This is a genomic window from Pseudaminobacter soli (ex Li et al. 2025), from assembly GCF_003012705.1.
Lineage (GTDB): Bacteria > Pseudomonadota > Alphaproteobacteria > Rhizobiales > Rhizobiaceae > Pseudaminobacter > Pseudaminobacter soli.
Genome location: NZ_PXYL01000003.1, coordinates 250,316 through 267,563 on the forward strand (window position 1 = coordinate 250,316; position 17,248 = coordinate 267,563).

The following is a 17,248-nucleotide window of genomic DNA, read 5'->3' on the forward strand; positions in this document are numbered from 1 at the left end:
CTTGTGCGCATGATGCTGCACACGCCGCAAACGAGGAGTGATTCGTTGCGCGAGATCATTTTCGATACGGAAACGACAGGCCTCGACAACAAGGAAGACCGCATCATCGAAATCGGTGCGGTGGAACTGGTCAATCGTTTCCCGACCGGCAACACATTCCACGTCTTCATAAATCCGCAGGGCCGGCAGGTGCATCCCGAAGCGCTGGCCGTGCACGGCATCAGCAACGAACGGCTGGCCAACGAGCCGACATTCCCCGAGATCGTCGACCGCTTCCTGGACTTCTTTGACGGTGCCAAGCTGATCGCCCACAACGCCAATTTCGACATGGGCTTCATCAATGCCGAGCTGGCGCGGCTCGGCCAGCCAGCGCTGGATCCCGACCGCGTGGTGGACTCACTGGCGCTTGCCCGGCGCAAGCACCCGATGGGACCGAATTCGCTCGATGCGCTCTGCCGCCGCTATGGCATCAACAACAGCCACCGAACTTTTCACGGCGCGCTTCTCGACTCCCAGCTGCTGGCCGAAGTCTATATCGAGCTGATCGGCGGCAAGCAGGCGGCGCTCATTCTCGAGGCCGGCAACGAACGTGGGGCAGTCGAGACGAGCGGCGGCGCGCAGGTGGAAATCGCCATCGCGCAACGCCCGGAACTTTTGCCGTCGCGTATTAGCGAGGCCGAACGCGCCGCACATGCCAAGCTGGTCGAGGGGCTCGGTGAAAAGGCCATTTGGGCCAAGATCCTGGGTGGCCAGTCAGGCGAGGCCGAAGCGGCCGAACAGCTTCAGGCCTGAGGCATGATCCCGAACCGAAGGTCGGCGTAGCGAAAAGTTGCGGACTTTTCGGATAAGATCATGTTCCAGAAACGAAAAAACCCGGCGCCAGGCCGGGTTTTTTGTAATTCGTGATCGCGATCAGAGATTAGCTGACCTGAACCTTGGATGCAGCCTGGTCTTCGGCGATCTTCTGCTGGAACATCTGCGCGAAATCGATCGGGTCGAGCATCAGCGGCGGGAAGCCGCCATTGCGGGTCGCGTCGGCGATGATCTGGCGCGCGAAGGGGAACAGCAGGCGCGGGCACTCGATGAAGAGCAGCGGCAGCATGTGCTCCTGCGGGAAGCCTTCGATCTTGAAGACGCCGCCATAGACCAGCTCGACGTTGAACAGCACGTCCTTGTCGAAAGCAGCCTTGGCCGACAGCGTCAGGTTGACGTCGAATTCCTTGTCCGAGAGCGGATTGGCGTTGACGTTGACATTGATGTTGATGCCGGGAGCCTTGTCGCGGCCGCGCAGCGAGTTCGGTGCGCCGGGGCTTTCGAACGACAGGTCCTTCACATACTGCGCAAGCACGCTGAGCGACGGCTGCACGCCTGCGGCGTTGCCGTTCCCGTTGCCCACCGGCTGGTTCTCGTTGTTGGCCATGAGCCATGTTCCTCTTTGGTTCAGCCGCCCGGCGGCCGGCGTTGAAAACGTGCGTTGGCTAGCATGGCCTTGGAATCAAGACAAGGTTTTGCCGCGTCAGGCCCGATTTCCTCTCATTCGTCGCCGATCTGCTTCCAGGGCGAGTGCGGGTTTTGCGGGCCGGGGCGCCTCGAATAGTCCTCTTCGTCGAGGTCGATCGTCTTGCCGCGGCCAGACTTGCGCGAAAAACCGCCCATGCCGCCATAGTCGACGGTAAAATCGACGCGGCGGCGCAGGAAGTTCCAGCCAAGATCGCGAACGGGCGGCAGAAACAGCAGGATGCCGATGATGTCGGTGAAGAAACCAGGCAGCAAAAGCAGGATGCCGGCCAGCAGCACCATCACGCCATGGGCGAGCTCGCGGCTGGGGTCGCGGCCCGCCGCAACCTCGTTGCGGATGCGGGTCATCACGCCAAAACCTTGATGTTTCAGCAACATGCCGCCGGCAATGCTCGTCGCGACCGCCAGCGCCAGCGTTGGAAACACCCCGATCTGCCGCCCGACGATTATGAATCCAGCGATCTCGATGAGAGGGAGCAGCAGGATGAAGAAGGGTATGGACGAAGCGCGCACGAACCTGCCTGAGTTGGGTTGCATCAAAATGCCCAGCATCGATGCTGGCACATTGTACGTTAGATAGGTATGCAGGCCTTTGATTTGAATGATGGCCGCATGCGTTCTATATGCATGGATTGAGGCGCGGAAGGCGACGGAACGCGGAAAACGCCGGGTCGACGTAGCCGAAGAATAGAGATTGGATGGCGACAGATATGGAATTCTTCGACTTCGGCACACTGTTCTTTCTTATCGCGGCCGTGGTGATCTTCTTCCAGCTGCGCAACGTGCTCGGTCGGCGCACTGGCAACGAACGCCCGCCTTTCGATCCCTATACGGCCGGCCGGACCCAGAACAAGGATTCTGCGACCGCGAAATCCGACAACGTCGTTTCGCTGCCGCGCAAGCGCGCCGACAATGACGAGGCCTATGCGGCCATCGACACTTTCGCCCAGCCCGACACCGAGCTGAACAAGGGCCTGCGCGCGATCAAGGATGCCGATCCGAGCTTCGACCCCAAGGGCTTCGTCGAAGGCGCCAAGATGGCCTACGAGATGATCGTCATGGCCTATGCCGACGGCGACCGCAAAACCCTCAAGAACCTGCTTTCGCGCGAGGTCTATGACGGTTTCGTCGCGGCGATCTCCGAGCGCGAGGCCCGTTCGGAAAAGATCCAGTCGTCCTTCGTCGGCATCGACAAGGCCGATATCGTCTCGGCCGAGATGAAGAACAACGAGGCGCACATCACGCTGCGCATCGTCAGCGAACTTATTTCGGCCACGCGCGACAAGTCCGGCGAGGTGATCGACGGCGACCCCGAGACGGTGGCCGAGGTCAAGGACGTGTGGACCTTTGCCCGCGACGCCCGCTCGCGCGACCCCAACTGGAAGCTCGTCGCGACCGAAGAAGAAGAATGATTTTCGGGCGGGGGCCGGCCGGTGGCGCTATCGCCTGTTTTCCGCATCGTTTCATTCGATGATCTTTCCGGCTGGCGCACGGATGATCAGTCCGGCGCCTATGCGGCCTTTCGCCGTTCGGCTTTCCATGTGCTGAGCAAGCCCTACCGCACCGGTTCGCTGGGCGTAGAATTTTCCGCCTTCGTCGACGCTTATGCCGAGGCCCGCGCTTCCCAACAGCAGGATGCGCGGGCGTTTTTCGAGCGGCATTTCGTGCCGACGCTGATTGCGCCCGAAGATGGCGCTAAAGGTTTTGTCACCGGCTTCTATGAGCCGGAAGTCGAGGCGTCGCCCGTCCGCACCGACAAATTTTCTGTTCCGCTTCTGGCGCGGCCGGCCGATCTGGTCGATGTGGACGATAGCAACCGTCCCGCAGGGATGGATCCCTATCTCGCATTTGCGCGCAGCACGTCGGAAGGCCTTGTCGAATATTTCGACCGGCCGGCGATCGAGCAGGGGGCTCTGGCGGGGCAGGGGCTGGAGATTGCCTGGCTGGCGGACCCAGTCGACGCCTTTTTCGTCCACGTCCAGGGCGCGGCACGGCTCAACATGACGGATGGCTCGTTGCGGCGGATGACCTATGCCGCGAAATCCGGCCAGCGTTTCACCGGCCCGGGCGGCGTGCTCGTGGAAATGGGCGAAATCCCGTTGGAAAAGGTCACCATGCAGTCGATCCGTGCATGGTTCAAAGCCAATACGCAGCGGGTGAACGAAATTCTCTGGCGTAACCGCTCCTACATCTTCTTCCGCGAAGCGGCCGTCGAGCAGCCGGACCTCGGGCCCATCGCGGCGGCAAAAGTGCCGCTGACGCCCGGGCGCTCGGTCGCGGTCGACCGCCTGCTCCACACCTTCGGCACGCCCTTTTTTATCGACGCTCCGACGCTGACGGCATTTGACGACGCGCCTTTCCGTCGCCTGCTGATCGCGCAGGACACCGGCTCGGCAATCGTCGGATCGGCGCGCGGTGATCTGTTCGCCGGGTCCGGCTTCGCTGCGGGCGAGATTGCCGGCGTGGTGCGCAATAGGGCCGACTTTTTTGCGTTCATTCCCCGCGCCCTTGCAAACGGAGCAGGCTGGTGAGCGGTCGTTCGGAAAAGTCGCTCAGCGAGGAAGACCGCGTCCTCTGGAGCCTCGTTGCGCGCTCCGCCAAGCCGCTCAAGGGGCGTGCGGCGGTGGAATTGCCGCCCGAGCCGCCCATGACCATGGAACAGGCCATGGCGGAAAAGGTCGTCACCACACCTCCGGCCCCGACAAAGGCCAAGCCAAAGCAGACTGTTACCCAGTCCTTCGATGCGCCGACGCATGACAAGCTTGCCAAGGGGCGCCTGCCGATCGAAGGCCGGGTCGACCTGCACGGACTGACGCAGGAGGAAGCCTATTCGCTGCTCCTGTCCTTCCTCAACCGCGCCTATGCCGGCGGGGTGCGCTATGTGCTGGTGATCACCGGCAAGGGCTCGTCCTCGGGCGGGGAAGGGGTGCTGCGGCGCGCTGTGCCTGCCTGGCTGGCCACGCCGCCGTTCCGCATTCTCGTCAGCAGTCACGATCATGCCGCGCGTAATCACGGTGGGGCAGGTGCGCTTTATGTGCGGCTGCGCCGCCACCCGGTGCAGCGGCCATGACCCCGCTCGGCGAAAAGCTGCGGCAGCTGCGGCGCGAGCGCGGCGTTAGCCAGAAGGAGATGGCGGCCGCCATCGGCGTCAGCCCGGCCTATCTTTCGGCACTTGAGCATGGCCGGCGCGGCGCGCCGACCTGGCCGCTGCTGCAGAAGATCATCGGCTATTTCAACGTCATCTGGGACGACGCCGAGGAGCTTCAGCTGCTGGCGGAAACCTCGCATCCGCGCGTGGTGATCGACACCTCCGGCCTGTCGCCGGCGGCGACGGCTCTTGCGAACCGGCTTGCCGGCTGCATCGGCCGGCTGGACGAGGATGATATCAACGGCCTGATCGCGCAGCTGGACGAGGCGAAGAAGCGCCGGCGCTGAAACTGGCGAACAAGATCAGCTAAAACAGCGCCCGCAGGTCGGCCAGTTTCTCGTTGACCAGCCAACCGTAGTAATTTTCCTCGGGTAGCTTTTGCTCCTGGCCCTCGGTTTGGCGGCGCTCGTTTTCGAGCTTCAGCGCATGCGCGCGGATTTCAGGATTGCCGACATTGTAGAGCGTGGCGGTGATGCCCGGATTTTCCGAAATGTCGAAGCCGGCAATGTCGCGATAGACGTCCATGGAGGTTTTCACCGTCGCCGCCACATAGGGGATCGTCAGGTCTGGGTCCATGATCGTCTCATAGACCTGATTGGGCTGGCCGGCATCGAGCTTCGGCAGGCCGGAGATGCGGTGCACCATGTCGCTCACTTCGAGCGCGGTCAGCGGATTGAGCTGGCCGATGCCAAAAGTCTGGCCGGCATAGAGCGGCTGGAAGAAGGTGGCGCTGAAGCGGTCGTCGGGAAAGCTGGTGCCGCCCACCGTCTTGCCACGGAACTGGTGGTTCCACACCGCCTCGCGGCACGTCCAAAGATCAAAGCTGTCGGCCTTGTCGGCGCAGCCGGAGAATTCGGGCCGCTTGACGAAGTCTTGGACATTCTCGCCGCCATAGCTGAAGCTCAGCCCGCTGCCGAGATAGGAGGCAGCCTTGACGTAGTAGGTCTGCAGCCGGTCATAGGCGTCGACATTGTAGGTGTGCTCGCCGACGATGGCGCCCACGATATGCATCGGGTCGATGTGGTAGGCGGCGGCCGTCTCGATGATCTTGGCGCGCAGCTTGGCGTCGTTCTTCAGAAGCGCATAGACCTTGCGGTACTTGGCGTCGAACGTCGTGTTGCTGGCCTTGGTGCGCCGGGAGGAAGCGCCGGGAATGGCGGGCTGCTCCGCATTGCGGTTGCCTGGCGGCACGAGCGTCGTCGCGCCAGCCGGCTGGAACCAGCCCGCAAGCGTAAGGGCCAAGGTCGAGAGAATGAGTTTTTTCATGCGCTGCCGCACCCGGGGGAAAGTCATAGGGCCGGCAAACTAAAAAATGCGACCGGTGGAGTCGAGTGCATTTGTGTCACGCCCGCCGGCAACGCCGGCGGGCGTGGTCAATCCTTATCACAGGATGAAACGCGACAGATCGGTGTTGCGCGACAGATTGCCGACATGCTTCTGGACATAATCGGCGTCGATCGTGATCGTCGTGCCGAAGCGATCGGGCGCGTCGTAGGAGATCTCGTCGAGCACCCGCTCCATCACCGTCTGCAGGCGACGGGCGCCGATATTCTCGACGCTGTCGTTGAGCTCGACGGCGATGCCGGCCAGCGCGTCGATCGCGTCGTCGGTGAACTCGAGCTTGACGCCTTCGGTCTCCATCAGCGCGATGTACTGCTTGATCAGGCTCGCTTCCGTCTCGGTCAGGATGCGGCGGAAGTCGTCCTTGTCCAGCGCGCGCAGCTCGACGCGGATCGGCAGGCGGCCCTGCAACTCCGGCAACAGGTCGGAGGGCTTGGCCACATGGAACGCGCCCGAGGCGATGAACAATATGTGGTCGGTCTTCACCGGCCCATATTTGGTCGCCACAGTCGTGCCTTCGACCAGCGGCAGCAGGTCGCGCTGCACGCCCTCGCGGGAGACGCCGGCGCCTACGCCGCCGTCACGCGCCGCGATCTTGTCGATCTCGTCGAGGAAGACGATGCCGTCATCCTGCGCCGAGGCCAGCGCCCGCTGCACCACCTCTTCCTGGTCGAGCAGCTTGTCGGATTCGTCGGCGATCAAGAGCGCGTAGGAGTCCTTGACGCTCGTCTTGCGCGTCTTGGTGCGGTTGCCGCCCATCGCCTTCGACAGCATGTCGCCGATGTTCATCACGCCGATATTGGCGCCGGGCATGCCGGGGATCTCGAAACCGCCGATCGGGCCGCCCGTGTCGGCGACCTCGATCTCGATCTCCTTGTCGTCCAGCTCACCGTCGCGCAGCTTCTTGCGGAAGGAGTCGCGGGTGGCCGGGCTGGCGGTCTTGCCAACCAGCGCTTCCAGGACGCGCTCCTCGGCGTTGAGATGGGCGCGGGCCTTGACGTCCTCGCGCATCTTCTCGCGCACCAGCCCGATTGCCGCCTCGACCAGATCGCGCACGATCTGCTCGACGTCGCGGCCGACATAGCCGACCTCGGTGAACTTGGTCGCCTCGACCTTGACGAAGGGCGCGCTCGCGAGCTTGGCCAGGCGGCGCGAGATCTCGGTCTTGCCGACGCCGGTGGGGCCGATCATCAGGATGTTCTTCGGCATCACCTCTTCGCGCATCTGGCCTTCCAGCTGCTGACGGCGCCAGCGGTTGCGCAGGGCAATTGCCACGGCGCGCTTGGCTTCCTTCTGGCCGATGATGTAGCGGTCGAGTTCCGAAACGATTTCGCGTGGGGAAAAGGTACTCATGATCCTACTGCAACCCGTTTTGCCACTGCTTGATGAACTCGAACGGATGCAGCAGCATGATCACGTTGAGCGTTAGATTGTCCCGGATGATGTAGCCGACGCCAATCTCGAAAACGACGGCGAGGCTTATGATCAACCATATAGGTAGCCTTGCGGCCATCACAAACCCCAGTACCATCGCCAGCGTGTCGGACACCGAATTGACGATGCTGTCGCCGTAATAGTCGAGCGAGATCGTCCCTTCCCGGTAGCGGTTGATGATGAAGTCGCTGTTTTCCAGCACCTCCCAGGCGCCTTCGATGAACATGGCCAGCGTAAGCCTCAGCCAGATCGACCGCCCCGGCAGCACCAGCCACGCCAGCAGATAGAACAGGAAGCCGTGGATGATGTGCGAGAAGGTGTACCAGTCGGCAATGTGCTGCGAGTTCTCCGAGCTGTTGACGATGCCGTGCCAGAGTTTCACGTAGCCGCATTCGCAGATCGGCGTCCGCCCCATCAGATAGAGGATCACCGCCTGCGTGGTGATCAGCCCGGCTGCGATGGCCAGGCCCACCGGCCACGAGATCTGCCAGCTTTTGTCCGTCGCGCTCGTTGCGCTCATTCTTCGTCGTCCCCCTCCTCATTGTCGATCGCCATCAGCAGAACCTCGCCATGCTCGGTCTGCCTGCGGCCGAGCGGCTGGAAGCCGACCTTTTCATAGACCCGGATCGCGACTGCATTGGCCGGATCGGGATCGATGATGACGCGAGGCGCGCCTTCTTCGAACAGCATCTCCACGAACTCGGCGATGAGCTGAGTGCCGTGGCCCTTGCCGACCAGCACCGGCTCGCCGATGAACTGGTCGATGCCGAGCGTGCCGGTGGGCTGGTCCTGGTAGGGGTTCTCGTCCTCCAGGTGCGGATCGTAGCTCTGGATGTAGCCGATCGGGCGTCCGTCCAGCTCCATAATGAAGGGCTCGACGGAGATGCTGTCGATGCTTTCGGCGATGCCTTTCAGCTCGGTTTCCCTGTCACCCCACCAGGCCGCGACATGCGGCTCGGCGAGCCAGCGAGCGAGCAAGGGCATGTCCTTGCCCGTGAGCGGGCGGAACCCGTAGGCATGGGCCATGTTACGCGGTTTCCAGCGTTTCGATGACGAAGTTGTGGTTGGTGTAGACGCAGATGTCGGCGGCGATTTCCATCGCCTTGCGGGCGATCTCTTCGGCGTCCTTGTCGGTGTCGATCAGCGCGCGGGCCGCGGCCAGTGCATAGTTGCCGCCCGAGCCGATGGCCATCACGCCGCTCTCGGGTTCGAGCACGTCGCCATTGCCGGTCAGCGCCAGAGAGACGTTCTTGTCGGCCACCAGCATCATCGCTTCCAGCCGGCGCAGGTAACGGTCGGTACGCCAGTCCTTGGCGAGTTCGACGCAGGCGCGCGTCAGCTGGTCCGGATACTGTTCGAGCTTCGTTTCGAGGCGTTCGAGCAGGGTGAAGGCGTCAGCCGTTGCACCGGCAAAACCTGCGATCACATTGCCCTTGCCGAGGCGGCGGACCTTGCGGGCGTTGCCCTTCATGATGGTCTGGCCGAGGCTGACCTGGCCGTCGCCGGCGATCACCACCTTGCCGCCCTTGCGCACGGTCACGATCGTCGTGGCGTGCATCGTCAATTCATTGGACATATGAAGCTCCGATTTCGCGCTATCCCTTTGAGGCAATTGGCGCGGTACGAGGAATATTGGCACCATATGTATGTCCGGTCGGTGCGATTGCAAAGGGCGTGCGCCGCACCCTGTCGCAGACCCGTCACGCAACTGGAAATCGCGCGCCCATGCTGTTAGAAGGCTCGCGTTCTTAGACATCGCAAGGATCAGCTCGATGAGCGCTCGCGCCGCCGAAGTCAGCCGCAAGACCAAGGAAACCGAGATCGCCGTTTCCATCGATATCGATGGTGCCGGCCGGCCTGATATATCTACCGGCGTCGGCTTCTTCGATCATATGCTCGACCAGCTGTCGCGCCATTCGCTGATCGACATGAAGGTGCGCGCCAAGGGCGACCTGCACATCGACGACCACCACACCGTCGAGGATACCGGCATCGCGCTCGGCCAGGCGCTGGCCAAGGCACTGGGCGACCGGCGCGGCATCATGCGCTACAGCTCGATCGACCTCGCCATGGACGAGACGCTGACGCGGGCCGCCATCGACGTGTCCGGCCGTCCGTTCCTGGTCTGGAACGTCAGCTTCTCGGCGCCCAAGATCGGCACCTTCGACACCGAACTGGTGCGCGAATTCTTCCAGGCTTTCGCGCAGAACGCCGGCATCACGCTGCATGTGACAAACCATTACGGCGCCAACAATCACCACATCGCTGAGACCTGCTTCAAGGCGGTGGCGCGCGCACTACGTATGGCGCTTGAAACCGACCCGCGCCAACCCGACGCGGTCCCCTCAACCAAGGGTTCGCTGAAAGGCTGACGCCGATGGCCATCTATGTCGTGATGGAGCCGCCGCTCGGAAGCGCCAGGTCCGCAACCGAGCGCGCGGTTCTGGTGCGTGACGGCTTTTCGTTGCTCGCGTTCCTCGTGCCGCCGCTTTGGCTCCTGTGGCACCGGCTCTGGATCGAGGCTGCGCTTACGTTTGCGATCGCTCTGGCATTGACCGCGCTGGCTGAGGTTGCCGGCTTCGGCGTGACCGGTTCGCTGCTGTCATTCCTTGTCTCGCTCTATGTCGGGCTCGAAGGATCGGCGCTCCGTCTTGCGGCACTGCGCCGGCGCGGCTGGCGCGAATGGGGCGTCGTGGAAGGCCGCAATATGGGCGAGGCGGAAATCCGCTATCTGACCGAAGCCGAGCCTGCGGAGGTGGAGAAAGCGGTTCTGCCCTTTGCGGACACGTCGCGCCAGCAGCCGCCCGCAACACCCGCCAGGCAGCAAGGCCCGGCGCTTGGTCTGTTTCACTACCCAGGGAAGGCCTGAACATGCGCGTCGCCATCATCGACTACGGCTCGGGCAATCTGCGCTCGGCCACCAAGGCGTTCGAACGCGCCTCGCGTGAAAGCGGGATCAATGCCGAGATCGAGCTGACAGCCGATGCCGAACGGGTCCGCACCGCCGACCGCATCGTGCTGCCGGGCGTCGGCGCCTATGCCGACTGCCGCGCCGGCCTCGATGCCGTGCCGGGCATGGTCGAGGCGATCGAGGAGGTCGCAGTCAGGAACGGCCGTCCGTTCCTCGGCATCTGCGTCGGCATGCAGCTCATGTCCGAGCGCGGTCTTGAGAAGACGATCACGCATGGCCTCGGCTGGATTGCCGGCGACGTCAAGGAAATGCAGCCGGCCGACCCGGCGCTGAAAATCCCGCAGATCGGGTGGAACACGATTCACGTGAAACATTCGCACCCGCTGTTCGAAGGAATCCAAACGGGCGAGGGCGGTCTGCACGCCTATTTCGTGCACTCCTATCATCTTGCTGCGACCAATCCGCAGGACGTTCTGGCCGAGGCCGACTATGGCGGCCCGATCACAGCGGCGGTGGCGAAGGACAATGTCGCCGGCACGCAGTTCCATCCCGAAAAGAGCCAGGCGCTGGGCCTTGCTCTCATCGCCAATTTCCTGAGGTGGAAGCCATGACCAAGAAGGGCTACTGGATCGCGATGGTCGATATCACCGACCCGGAGGTCTATCCGCGCTATGTCGCGGCCAATGCGGTGGCCTTCGAGAAATATGGCGCGCGTTTTCTTGCGCGCGGCGGCCGGCATGACGATCCCGAAGGACCGACCGGCCAGCGCCACGTCATCATCGAGTTCGAAAGCTACGAGCAGGCGCTGGCCTGCTACAATTCACCCGAATATCAGGAAGCGCTGAAGCATCGGCTTGCCGCCTCGACCGCGCATTTTTCCATCGTCGAAGGGGTTTAGCCCAATGATTCTTTTCCCGGCCATCGACCTCAAGGACGGCCAGTGCGTGCGCCTGAAGCTCGGCGATATGGAGCAGGCGACCGTCTACAACACCGATCCCGCCGCGCAGGCGAGGGCCTTCGAGGAACAGGGTTTTGCGTGGCTGCATGTGGTCGATCTCAACGGCGCCTTTGCCGGCGAGAGCGTCAATGGCGCGGCGGTCGAGGCGATCCTGAAGGCGACGAAGAACCCGGTGCAGCTTGGCGGCGGCATCCGCACCCTCGCCCATATCGAAAACTGGCTGGAGAAGGGGCTGGCGCGCGTCATCCTCGGCACGGTCGCGGTGCGCGATCCTGAGCTGGTCAAGGAAGCCTGCCGCCTCTTCCCCGGCGAGGTCGCCGTCGGCATCGACGCCAAGAGCGGCAAGGTGGCGGTCGAGGGTTGGGCCGAAGCCTCGAGCCTCGGCGTCATCGAGCTTGCGAAAAAATTCGAGGGCGCGGGCGTCGCGGCCATCATCTACACCGACATCGACCGCGACGGCGTGCTGGCCGGCATCAACTGGAATTCCACCATCGATCTTGCCGAGGCGGTGTCCATCCCGGTCATCGCTTCGGGTGGCTTGGCCTCCATCGCCGACATCGTACGCATGACCATGCCCGATGCGCAGAAGCTGGAAGGCGCGATCTCGGGTCGCGCGCTTTATGACGGCCGCATCGATCCTGCCGAGGCGCTGGCCATTTTGCGCGGCGAGCTCAAGCCCGAACCCGCATTGTTCGAGGAACGTCCATGACCCTCAAAGCCCGCGTAATTCCGTGCCTGGACGTCAAGGACGGCCGTGTCGTCAAGGGCGTCAACTTCGTCGACCTGATCGATGCTGGCGATCCGGTCGAGGCGGCGCGGGCCTATGATGCCGCCGGCGCCGACGAGCTCTGCTTCCTCGACATCACCGCTTCGTCGGACAATCGCGAGACCATCTTCGACGTGGTCGCGCGCACGGCCGAACAATGCTTCATGCCGCTGACGGTTGGCGGCGGCGTGCGCCAGGTGTCCGACATCCGCAAGCTGCTTCTGGCTGGCGCCGACAAGGTGTCGATCAACACGGCGGCGGTGAAGAATCCGGATTTCGTTGCCGAAGCCGCCGACAAGTTCGGCAACCAGTGCATCGTCGTGGCCATCGACGCGAAGAAGGTGTCGACACCCGGCGAGGCCGACCGCTGGGAAATCTTTACGCATGGCGGCCGCGAAAAGACCGGCATCGATGCGATCGAGTTTGCTCAAAAAGTCGTCGATCTCGGCGCTGGCGAAATTTTGCTCACCTCGATGGACCGCGATGGCACCAAGGCCGGCTACGACATCGCGCTGACCCGCGCGATTTCCGACGCCGTGCGTGCGCCGGTCATCGCCTCGGGTGGCGTCGGCACGCTGGATCATCTGGTCGAGGGCATTCGCGATGGTCATGCCAGCGCGGTTCTGGCCGCCTCGATCTTCCATTTTGGCACCTACACCATTGCGCAGGCCAAGGCCTACATGGCAAAAGCAGGTCTGCCGATGCGGCTCGACAGCGCCGCGTGATTTTGACGCCGAAACGCGAAGAACGCGAATGACCGGGTTTTCCCTCAACGATCTCGAACGCATCGTTGCCGAACGCGCCCGCTCGGGCGATGCCGATTCCTGGACCGCGAAGCTTTATGCGTCCGGCATGGAGCGAGCGGCCAAGAAGCTCGGCGAGGAGGCGGTGGAAACCGTCATCGCCGCGGTCAAGGGCGATGCCAAGGAGCTCGTTTCCGAAAGCGCCGATCTTCTTTATCATTTGCTCGTCGTTTTGGCGGTCGCGGGCGTGCCCTTCTCGGACGTGCTCAAGGAGTTGGAGCGGCGGACGGCCCAATCCGGCATCGCCGAAAAGGCATCGCGCAGCCAGGGCTGATCGTGGACGAGGGTAGGCGATGGATCAACTCGCTCCGACCGTAAAATACTCACCCTACAGGTTCTTCTCGGCGGAGCGATGGGCGGGCTTTCGTGCCGACACGCCGCTGACGCTGTCGGAAGACGAAGTCCAGCGGCTGAGTTCGCTCTATGATCCAATCGATCTGGACGAAGTGCGCCGTATCTACCTGTCGATGTCCAGGCTGCTTTCGGCCCATGTCGAGGCGAGCCAGCTGCTGTATCGGCAGCGCAAGGCCTTCTTCGGCGACGAGGCGACCAAGACGCCCTATATTATCGGCATGGCCGGTTCGGTGGCGGTCGGCAAGTCGACCACGGCGCGCATCCTCAAGGAGCTTCTGGCGCGCTGGCCGTCGACGCCGAAGGTCGATTTGGTCACCACCGACGGTTTTCTTCTGCCCAACGAGGTGCTGCGCCGCGAGAACCTGATGGAGCGCAAGGGCTTTCCCGACAGCTACGATGTCGGCGCGCTGCTGCGCTTTTTGTCCGCGATCAAATCGGGCGAGCGCGACGTGCGCGCGCCGCTCTACTCACATCTCACCTATGACGTCATGCCCGGCGAATATATCACCATCGATCGGCCCGACATTCTGATCTTCGAGGGGCTCAACGTGCTGCAGCCGCGCGACTTGCCGAAGGACGGCAAGTTCGTGCCGTTCCTGTCTGATTTCTTTGATTTTTCGATCTATATCGACGCCGACGAAGAGCTCATCCACGCCTGGTATATCAAGCGTTTCATGCGGCTCCGGGAAACCGCCTTCCGCAATCCGGAATCCTTCTTCCACCGCTACTCGCAGTTGTCGGAAGAAGCCGCCCGCGCCATCGCCGAAGGGCTGTGGAGCAACATCAACCTGAAGAACCTGCGCGAAAACATTCTGCCCACGCGCCCCCGCGCCGATCTGATCCTACGCAAGGGGCCGGATCACCGCGTCGTGGAAGTGGCGCTCAGGAAGCTGTGAAGCTTAGAGATTAGGTTTCGTCACCCGCCGCAGCGTCAGATTGATCCGGCCGCCGTTCTTCAGAAGCGTCGAAGTTGCCGGATAGATGCGGTCGACGCCGTGATAGCTCAGCCGGCCTTCGCCGCCCAGGATCACCAGGTCGCCGCTTTCGAGGCGGAATGAAACGGTGGGGCCGCTGCGGCGCGTCTCGCCGACGCGGAACAGGCAGGCATCGCCCAGCGAGACAGAGACCACCGGCGCGGCGAGCTCAGCCTCGTCGCGGTCCTGGTGCAGGCCCATTTTGGCGGTGTCAGTGTAGAAATTGACCAGGCAGGCTTCCGGCGGCAGCGGATAGCCCGACACCTCATCCCAGATGCGCATCAGGGTTTCCGGGATCGGCGGCCAGGGAAGGCCGGTCTCGGGATGGGTGGGCTGGTAGCGATAGCCGCGCTCGCGGTCCGTCACCCAGCCGAGCGCGCCGCAATTGGTCATGCGCACGCTCATCTCCTTGCCGGTGCCGGGCATGGTCGGCAGATAGAGCGGAGCTGCCTGCACCACCGCGCGGATGTTCTCCACCAGTGCTTCCTGCGCGGGGCGGTCGAGATAGCCGGGAATGTGTCTGACGCCTGGCGGCAGGGCGAACATGGTCTCTTTCGATCCGGTTCCTGAAGATGATAGGTCGGCGATCGCGCCCGGCGAAATGAAATCGGCAGGCTTCGCGCCAGTCGCTATCAACCGAGGGACCGGCATGGCAGCAATGTCTCGCGGTTGCCACCCGAAACCTGTCGGGTCGTGAGTTGCCTTTGCAGCTAGTCGCTGTCGACCCGGCCGCGCAGCTTTTTCACGGTCGACCGTCCCGCCTTGGTCTTCAACCGCCTTTCGATCGCCCCCTTGGAGTGTTTTGTCTTCTTGCGCGGCGGGGGCGGCGGCTCGGCCGCCTTGGCCACCAGCGTCGTGAGGCGCGCGCGGGCATCGGCGCGGTTCTGCTCCTGCGTCCGATAGCGGCCGGCCTCGATGACGATCACACCGTCCTTTGTAGCTTTTTGGCCGGCGAGCTTGATGGTGCGCTCGCGCACGCGCTCGGGCAGGCCGGGCGCGTTTGCCGCATCGAAGCGCAATTGCACCGCCGTCGCCACCTTGTTGACGTTCTGGCCGCCGGGCCCGGAGGAGCGGATAAAGCTCTCCTCGATGTCGTCGGGGTGGATGACGACGCCATTGGCGATGATGATCTTTTCGTCCGTATTCATGGGCTAGGCATGATCCCGAAAAGTTGCAGACTTTTCGGACAAGATCATGCCCGAAAAACAGCTCTACTGATGCCGCGCGGCGCCGAAAAAGAAAAGGCCCGGCGTTTGCCGGGCCTTTCCGCGTCCGTCCCTGCCAGAATTTTATTCGGCGGCGTCCTGCATGCGCGGTGCTGCACCCAGCACGGTTGCATCGACGTGGGATTCGAACTTGCCGAAATTGTCGATGAACATGCCGACCAGCTTGCGCGCCTGGCGGTCATAGGCTTCGCGATCGGCCCAGGTCGAGCGCGGATCGAGGATTGCGGTGTCGACGCCCGGCACGGCCACCGGCACGGCAAAGCCGAAATTGGCGTCAGTGCGGAACTCGGCATCGTTCAGCGAGCCGTCGAGAGCGGCCGAAAGCAGGGCGCGCGTCGCCTTGATCGGCATGCGCTTGCCGACGCCGTAGGCGCCGCCGGTCCAGCCGGTGTTCACCAGCCAGCAGTCGACGCCGTGCTCGGCGATCAACTCGCGCAGCAGGTTACCGTATTCCGACGGATGCCGGGGCATGAAGGGTGCGCCGAAGCAGGTCGAGAAGGTGGCTTCCGGTTCGGTCACGCCACGCTCGGTGCCGGCAACCTTGGCCGTGTAGCCCGACAGGAAGTGGTACATGGCCTGCGCCGGCGTCAGCTTGGCGATCGGCGGCATCACGCCGAAGGCGTCGGCCGTCAGCATGATGATGTTCTTGGGATGCGCGGCGCGGCCGGTGGCGCTGGCGTTCGGGATATAGTGCAGCGGGTAGGCGCAGCGGGTATTTTCGGTGCGCGAGCCGTCGTCGAAATCGGGCACGCGATTTTCGTCGAGAATGACGTTCTCGAGCACCGTGCCGAAGCGCCGCGTCGTGGCGAAGATCTCGGGCTCGGCTTCGGCCGAGAGCCGGATCGTCTTGGCGTAGCAGCCGCCCTCGAAGTTGAAGATGCCGTCCGGGCCCCAGCCATGCTCGTCGTCACCGATCAGCGTGCGCTTGGGATCGGCCGAAAGCGTGGTCTTGCCGGTGCCGGAGAGGCCGAAGAAGACTGCGGCATCGCCGTCGGGGCCTTCATTGGCCGAGCAGTGCATCGGCATGACGCCCTTGGCCGGCAGGATGTAATTGAGCGCGGTGAAGACCGACTTCTTCATCTCGCCGGCATATTTCGTGCCGCCGATCAGCACGATCTTGCGCGCCAGGTCGACGGCGATCAGCGTTTCGCTGCGGCCGCCGTGACGCGCCGTGTCGGCGCGGAAGGAGGGCAGGTCGATGATCGTCATCTCGGGAACGAAGCTGGCCAGTTCGGCCGCTTCGGGGCGGATGAGCAGATTGCGGATGAACAGCGAATGCCAGGCATATTCGGTGACGACGCGCGTCGGCAGGCTAAGAGAACGATCCGCGCCGCCGATCAGGTCCTGGACGAAGAGATCTTTTTCGGCCGCATGGGCGAGGAAATCGGCATGCAGGGCATCGAACTGAGCCCGCGTCATGGCGTTGTTGTTGTCCCACCAGACATTGGCTTCGGTGTTCTCGTCACGGACGACGAACTTGTCCTTGGGCGAACGGCCGGTGTACTGGCCGGTATCGGCAACCAGCGCGCCATGGGCGGTCAGCTTGGCTTCGCCGCGACGAATTGCCTCTTCGTAGAGGTCGGCGGCGCCGAGGTTGTAATGGACCGTGCCCGAGGTTTTCAGCCCGCTCTCGTCGAGCCCATGGGTCGGATTTCGTTTGCCGATTTCACTCATTCGGCGCTTCCTCCAATATGCATTGTCGCCAGTGCCCGGACAGATCGCCGAACGTCACATGTCCTCATTATGTAGGACGAAGCCGCTCAGAACCAGAAAAGATTAGCGATTTCAAATCATTAATCGATTTAAAGATTTTAT

The 17,248-nt window shown here is 63.1% G+C and carries 23 protein-coding genes; 13 read left to right on the plus strand and 10 right to left on the minus strand.

What is annotated here, in order from left to right; all coding sequences use genetic code 11:
- The first annotated feature begins 45 nt into the window (after nucleotides 1-45).
- Nucleotides 46-792: a DNA polymerase III subunit epsilon gene (gene dnaQ / locus C7I85_RS07395; protein WP_106723584.1), complete on the plus strand. Its 747-nt coding sequence runs from the start codon at nucleotides 46-48 to the stop codon at nucleotides 790-792.
- 127 nt (nucleotides 793-919) lie between these two features.
- On the opposite strand, the gene secB is transcribed toward dnaQ, so the two are convergent.
- Both secB and C7I85_RS07405 read right to left on the minus strand, forming a co-directional pair.
- Nucleotides 920-1,420 (minus strand): protein-export chaperone SecB, encoded by a 501-nt coding sequence (secB, locus tag C7I85_RS07400; protein ID WP_106723323.1) that lies wholly within the window; start codon nucleotides 1,418-1,420, stop codon nucleotides 920-922.
- A 113-nt stretch (nucleotides 1,421-1,533) separates the two neighbouring features.
- Nucleotides 1,534-2,055, minus strand: a complete 522-nt coding sequence (locus C7I85_RS07405; protein ID WP_245444842.1) for an FxsA family protein — start codon at nucleotides 2,053-2,055, stop codon at nucleotides 1,534-1,536.
- Nucleotides 2,056-2,228: 173 nt separating this feature from the next.
- Here C7I85_RS07405 and C7I85_RS07410 point away from each other — a divergent pair, with 173 nt between their 5' ends.
- Genes C7I85_RS07410 through C7I85_RS07425 form a run of 4 tightly spaced genes read left to right on the plus strand, consistent with a single transcriptional unit; the run spans nucleotide 2,229 to nucleotide 4,953 of the window.
- Entirely contained in the window at nucleotides 2,229-2,930 is a 702-nt protein-coding gene (locus C7I85_RS07410; RefSeq protein ID WP_106723585.1) for a Tim44/TimA family putative adaptor protein, read from the plus strand.
- 21 nt (nucleotides 2,931-2,951) lie between these two features.
- Nucleotides 2,952-4,049: a murein transglycosylase A gene (gene mltA, locus C7I85_RS07415; RefSeq protein ID WP_106723325.1), complete on the plus strand. Its 1,098-nt coding sequence runs from the start codon at nucleotides 2,952-2,954 to the stop codon at nucleotides 4,047-4,049.
- Nucleotides 4,046-4,588: a Smr/MutS family protein gene (locus C7I85_RS07420; protein WP_106723326.1), complete on the plus strand. Its 543-nt coding sequence runs from the start codon at nucleotides 4,046-4,048 to the stop codon at nucleotides 4,586-4,588. The genes mltA and C7I85_RS07420 overlap by 4 nt, the downstream gene beginning before the upstream one ends.
- The gene (locus C7I85_RS07425) at nucleotides 4,585-4,953 is read left to right on the plus strand and encodes a helix-turn-helix domain-containing protein (RefSeq protein WP_106723327.1); all 369 of its coding nucleotides are present in this window, start codon (nucleotides 4,585-4,587) and stop codon (nucleotides 4,951-4,953) included. Before C7I85_RS07420 ends, C7I85_RS07425 begins: the two co-directional genes overlap by 4 nt.
- Before the next feature lie 19 nt (nucleotides 4,954-4,972).
- Here the strand turns inward: C7I85_RS07425 and C7I85_RS07430 are convergent, their stop codons facing one another.
- The 5 genes from C7I85_RS07430 to hslV form a co-directional block, all read right to left on the minus strand.
- A complete protein-coding gene (locus C7I85_RS07430) occupies nucleotides 4,973-5,932 on the minus strand; it encodes a DUF1402 family protein (protein WP_106723328.1) in 960 nt (319 codons plus the stop codon).
- Nucleotides 5,933-6,049: 117 nt separating this feature from the next.
- Nucleotides 6,050-7,360, minus strand: coding sequence for an ATP-dependent protease ATPase subunit HslU (hslU, locus tag C7I85_RS07435; protein ID WP_106723329.1), 1,311 nt, complete (start codon nucleotides 7,358-7,360; stop codon nucleotides 6,050-6,052).
- Between the two features lie 4 nt (nucleotides 7,361-7,364).
- Nucleotides 7,365-7,961, minus strand: coding sequence for a DUF2585 domain-containing protein (locus C7I85_RS07440; protein WP_106723330.1), 597 nt, complete (start codon nucleotides 7,959-7,961; stop codon nucleotides 7,365-7,367).
- Nucleotides 7,958-8,467: a GNAT family N-acetyltransferase gene (locus C7I85_RS07445; protein ID WP_106723331.1), complete on the minus strand. Its 510-nt coding sequence runs from the start codon at nucleotides 8,465-8,467 to the stop codon at nucleotides 7,958-7,960. The genes C7I85_RS07440 and C7I85_RS07445 overlap by 4 nt, the downstream gene beginning before the upstream one ends.
- Before the next feature lies 1 nt (nucleotide 8,468).
- The gene (gene hslV / locus C7I85_RS07450) at nucleotides 8,469-9,017 is read right to left on the minus strand and encodes an ATP-dependent protease subunit HslV (protein ID WP_106723332.1); all 549 of its coding nucleotides are present in this window, start codon (nucleotides 9,015-9,017) and stop codon (nucleotides 8,469-8,471) included.
- A 196-nt stretch (nucleotides 9,018-9,213) separates the two neighbouring features.
- Between hslV and hisB the strand changes: the two genes are divergently transcribed.
- Genes hisB through coaA form a run of 8 tightly spaced genes read left to right on the plus strand, consistent with a single transcriptional unit; the run spans nucleotide 9,214 to nucleotide 14,129 of the window.
- Nucleotides 9,214-9,813, plus strand: coding sequence for an imidazoleglycerol-phosphate dehydratase HisB (gene hisB / locus C7I85_RS07455; RefSeq protein WP_106723333.1), 600 nt, complete (start codon nucleotides 9,214-9,216; stop codon nucleotides 9,811-9,813).
- A 5-nt stretch (nucleotides 9,814-9,818) separates the two neighbouring features.
- Nucleotides 9,819-10,310: a DUF2628 domain-containing protein gene (locus C7I85_RS07460; protein WP_106723334.1), complete on the plus strand. Its 492-nt coding sequence runs from the start codon at nucleotides 9,819-9,821 to the stop codon at nucleotides 10,308-10,310.
- 2 nt (nucleotides 10,311-10,312) lie between these two features.
- Nucleotides 10,313-10,963 carry an imidazole glycerol phosphate synthase subunit HisH gene (hisH, locus tag C7I85_RS07465; protein WP_106723335.1) on the plus strand — a complete coding sequence of 217 codons (651 nt, stop codon included), beginning with the start codon at nucleotides 10,313-10,315 and terminating at the stop codon, nucleotides 10,961-10,963.
- Nucleotides 10,960-11,250: a DUF1330 domain-containing protein gene (locus C7I85_RS07470; protein WP_106723336.1), complete on the plus strand. Its 291-nt coding sequence runs from the start codon at nucleotides 10,960-10,962 to the stop codon at nucleotides 11,248-11,250. The genes hisH and C7I85_RS07470 overlap by 4 nt, the downstream gene beginning before the upstream one ends.
- Before the next feature lie 4 nt (nucleotides 11,251-11,254).
- Nucleotides 11,255-12,019 (plus strand): 1-(5-phosphoribosyl)-5-[(5-phosphoribosylamino)methylideneamino]imidazole-4-carboxamide isomerase, encoded by a 765-nt coding sequence (hisA, locus tag C7I85_RS07475; protein ID WP_106723337.1) that lies wholly within the window; start codon nucleotides 11,255-11,257, stop codon nucleotides 12,017-12,019.
- Nucleotides 12,016-12,801: an imidazole glycerol phosphate synthase subunit HisF gene (hisF, locus tag C7I85_RS07480; RefSeq protein ID WP_106723338.1), complete on the plus strand. Its 786-nt coding sequence runs from the start codon at nucleotides 12,016-12,018 to the stop codon at nucleotides 12,799-12,801. Before hisA ends, hisF begins: the two co-directional genes overlap by 4 nt.
- A 28-nt stretch (nucleotides 12,802-12,829) precedes the next feature.
- Nucleotides 12,830-13,153, plus strand: a complete 324-nt coding sequence (locus C7I85_RS07485; protein WP_106723339.1) for a phosphoribosyl-ATP diphosphatase — start codon at nucleotides 12,830-12,832, stop codon at nucleotides 13,151-13,153.
- A gap of 19 nt (nucleotides 13,154-13,172) precedes the next feature.
- Nucleotides 13,173-14,129, plus strand: coding sequence for a type I pantothenate kinase (gene coaA, locus C7I85_RS07490; RefSeq protein WP_106723340.1), 957 nt, complete (start codon nucleotides 13,173-13,175; stop codon nucleotides 14,127-14,129).
- Nucleotides 14,130-14,132: 3 nt separating this feature from the next.
- Here the strand turns inward: coaA and C7I85_RS07495 are convergent, their stop codons facing one another.
- From C7I85_RS07495 to C7I85_RS07505, 3 genes are all read right to left on the minus strand, one after another.
- Nucleotides 14,133-14,753 carry an alpha-ketoglutarate-dependent dioxygenase AlkB family protein gene (locus C7I85_RS07495; protein WP_106723341.1) on the minus strand — a complete coding sequence of 207 codons (621 nt, stop codon included), beginning with the start codon at nucleotides 14,751-14,753 and terminating at the stop codon, nucleotides 14,133-14,135.
- Nucleotides 14,754-14,917: 164 nt separating this feature from the next.
- Nucleotides 14,918-15,355 (minus strand): alternative ribosome rescue aminoacyl-tRNA hydrolase ArfB, encoded by a 438-nt coding sequence (arfB, locus tag C7I85_RS07500; RefSeq protein ID WP_106723342.1) that lies wholly within the window; start codon nucleotides 15,353-15,355, stop codon nucleotides 14,918-14,920.
- 141 nt (nucleotides 15,356-15,496) lie between these two features.
- Nucleotides 15,497-17,107: a phosphoenolpyruvate carboxykinase gene (locus tag C7I85_RS07505; RefSeq protein WP_106723343.1), complete on the minus strand. Its 1,611-nt coding sequence runs from the start codon at nucleotides 17,105-17,107 to the stop codon at nucleotides 15,497-15,499.
- Between the last annotated feature and the right edge of the window lie 141 nt (nucleotides 17,108-17,248).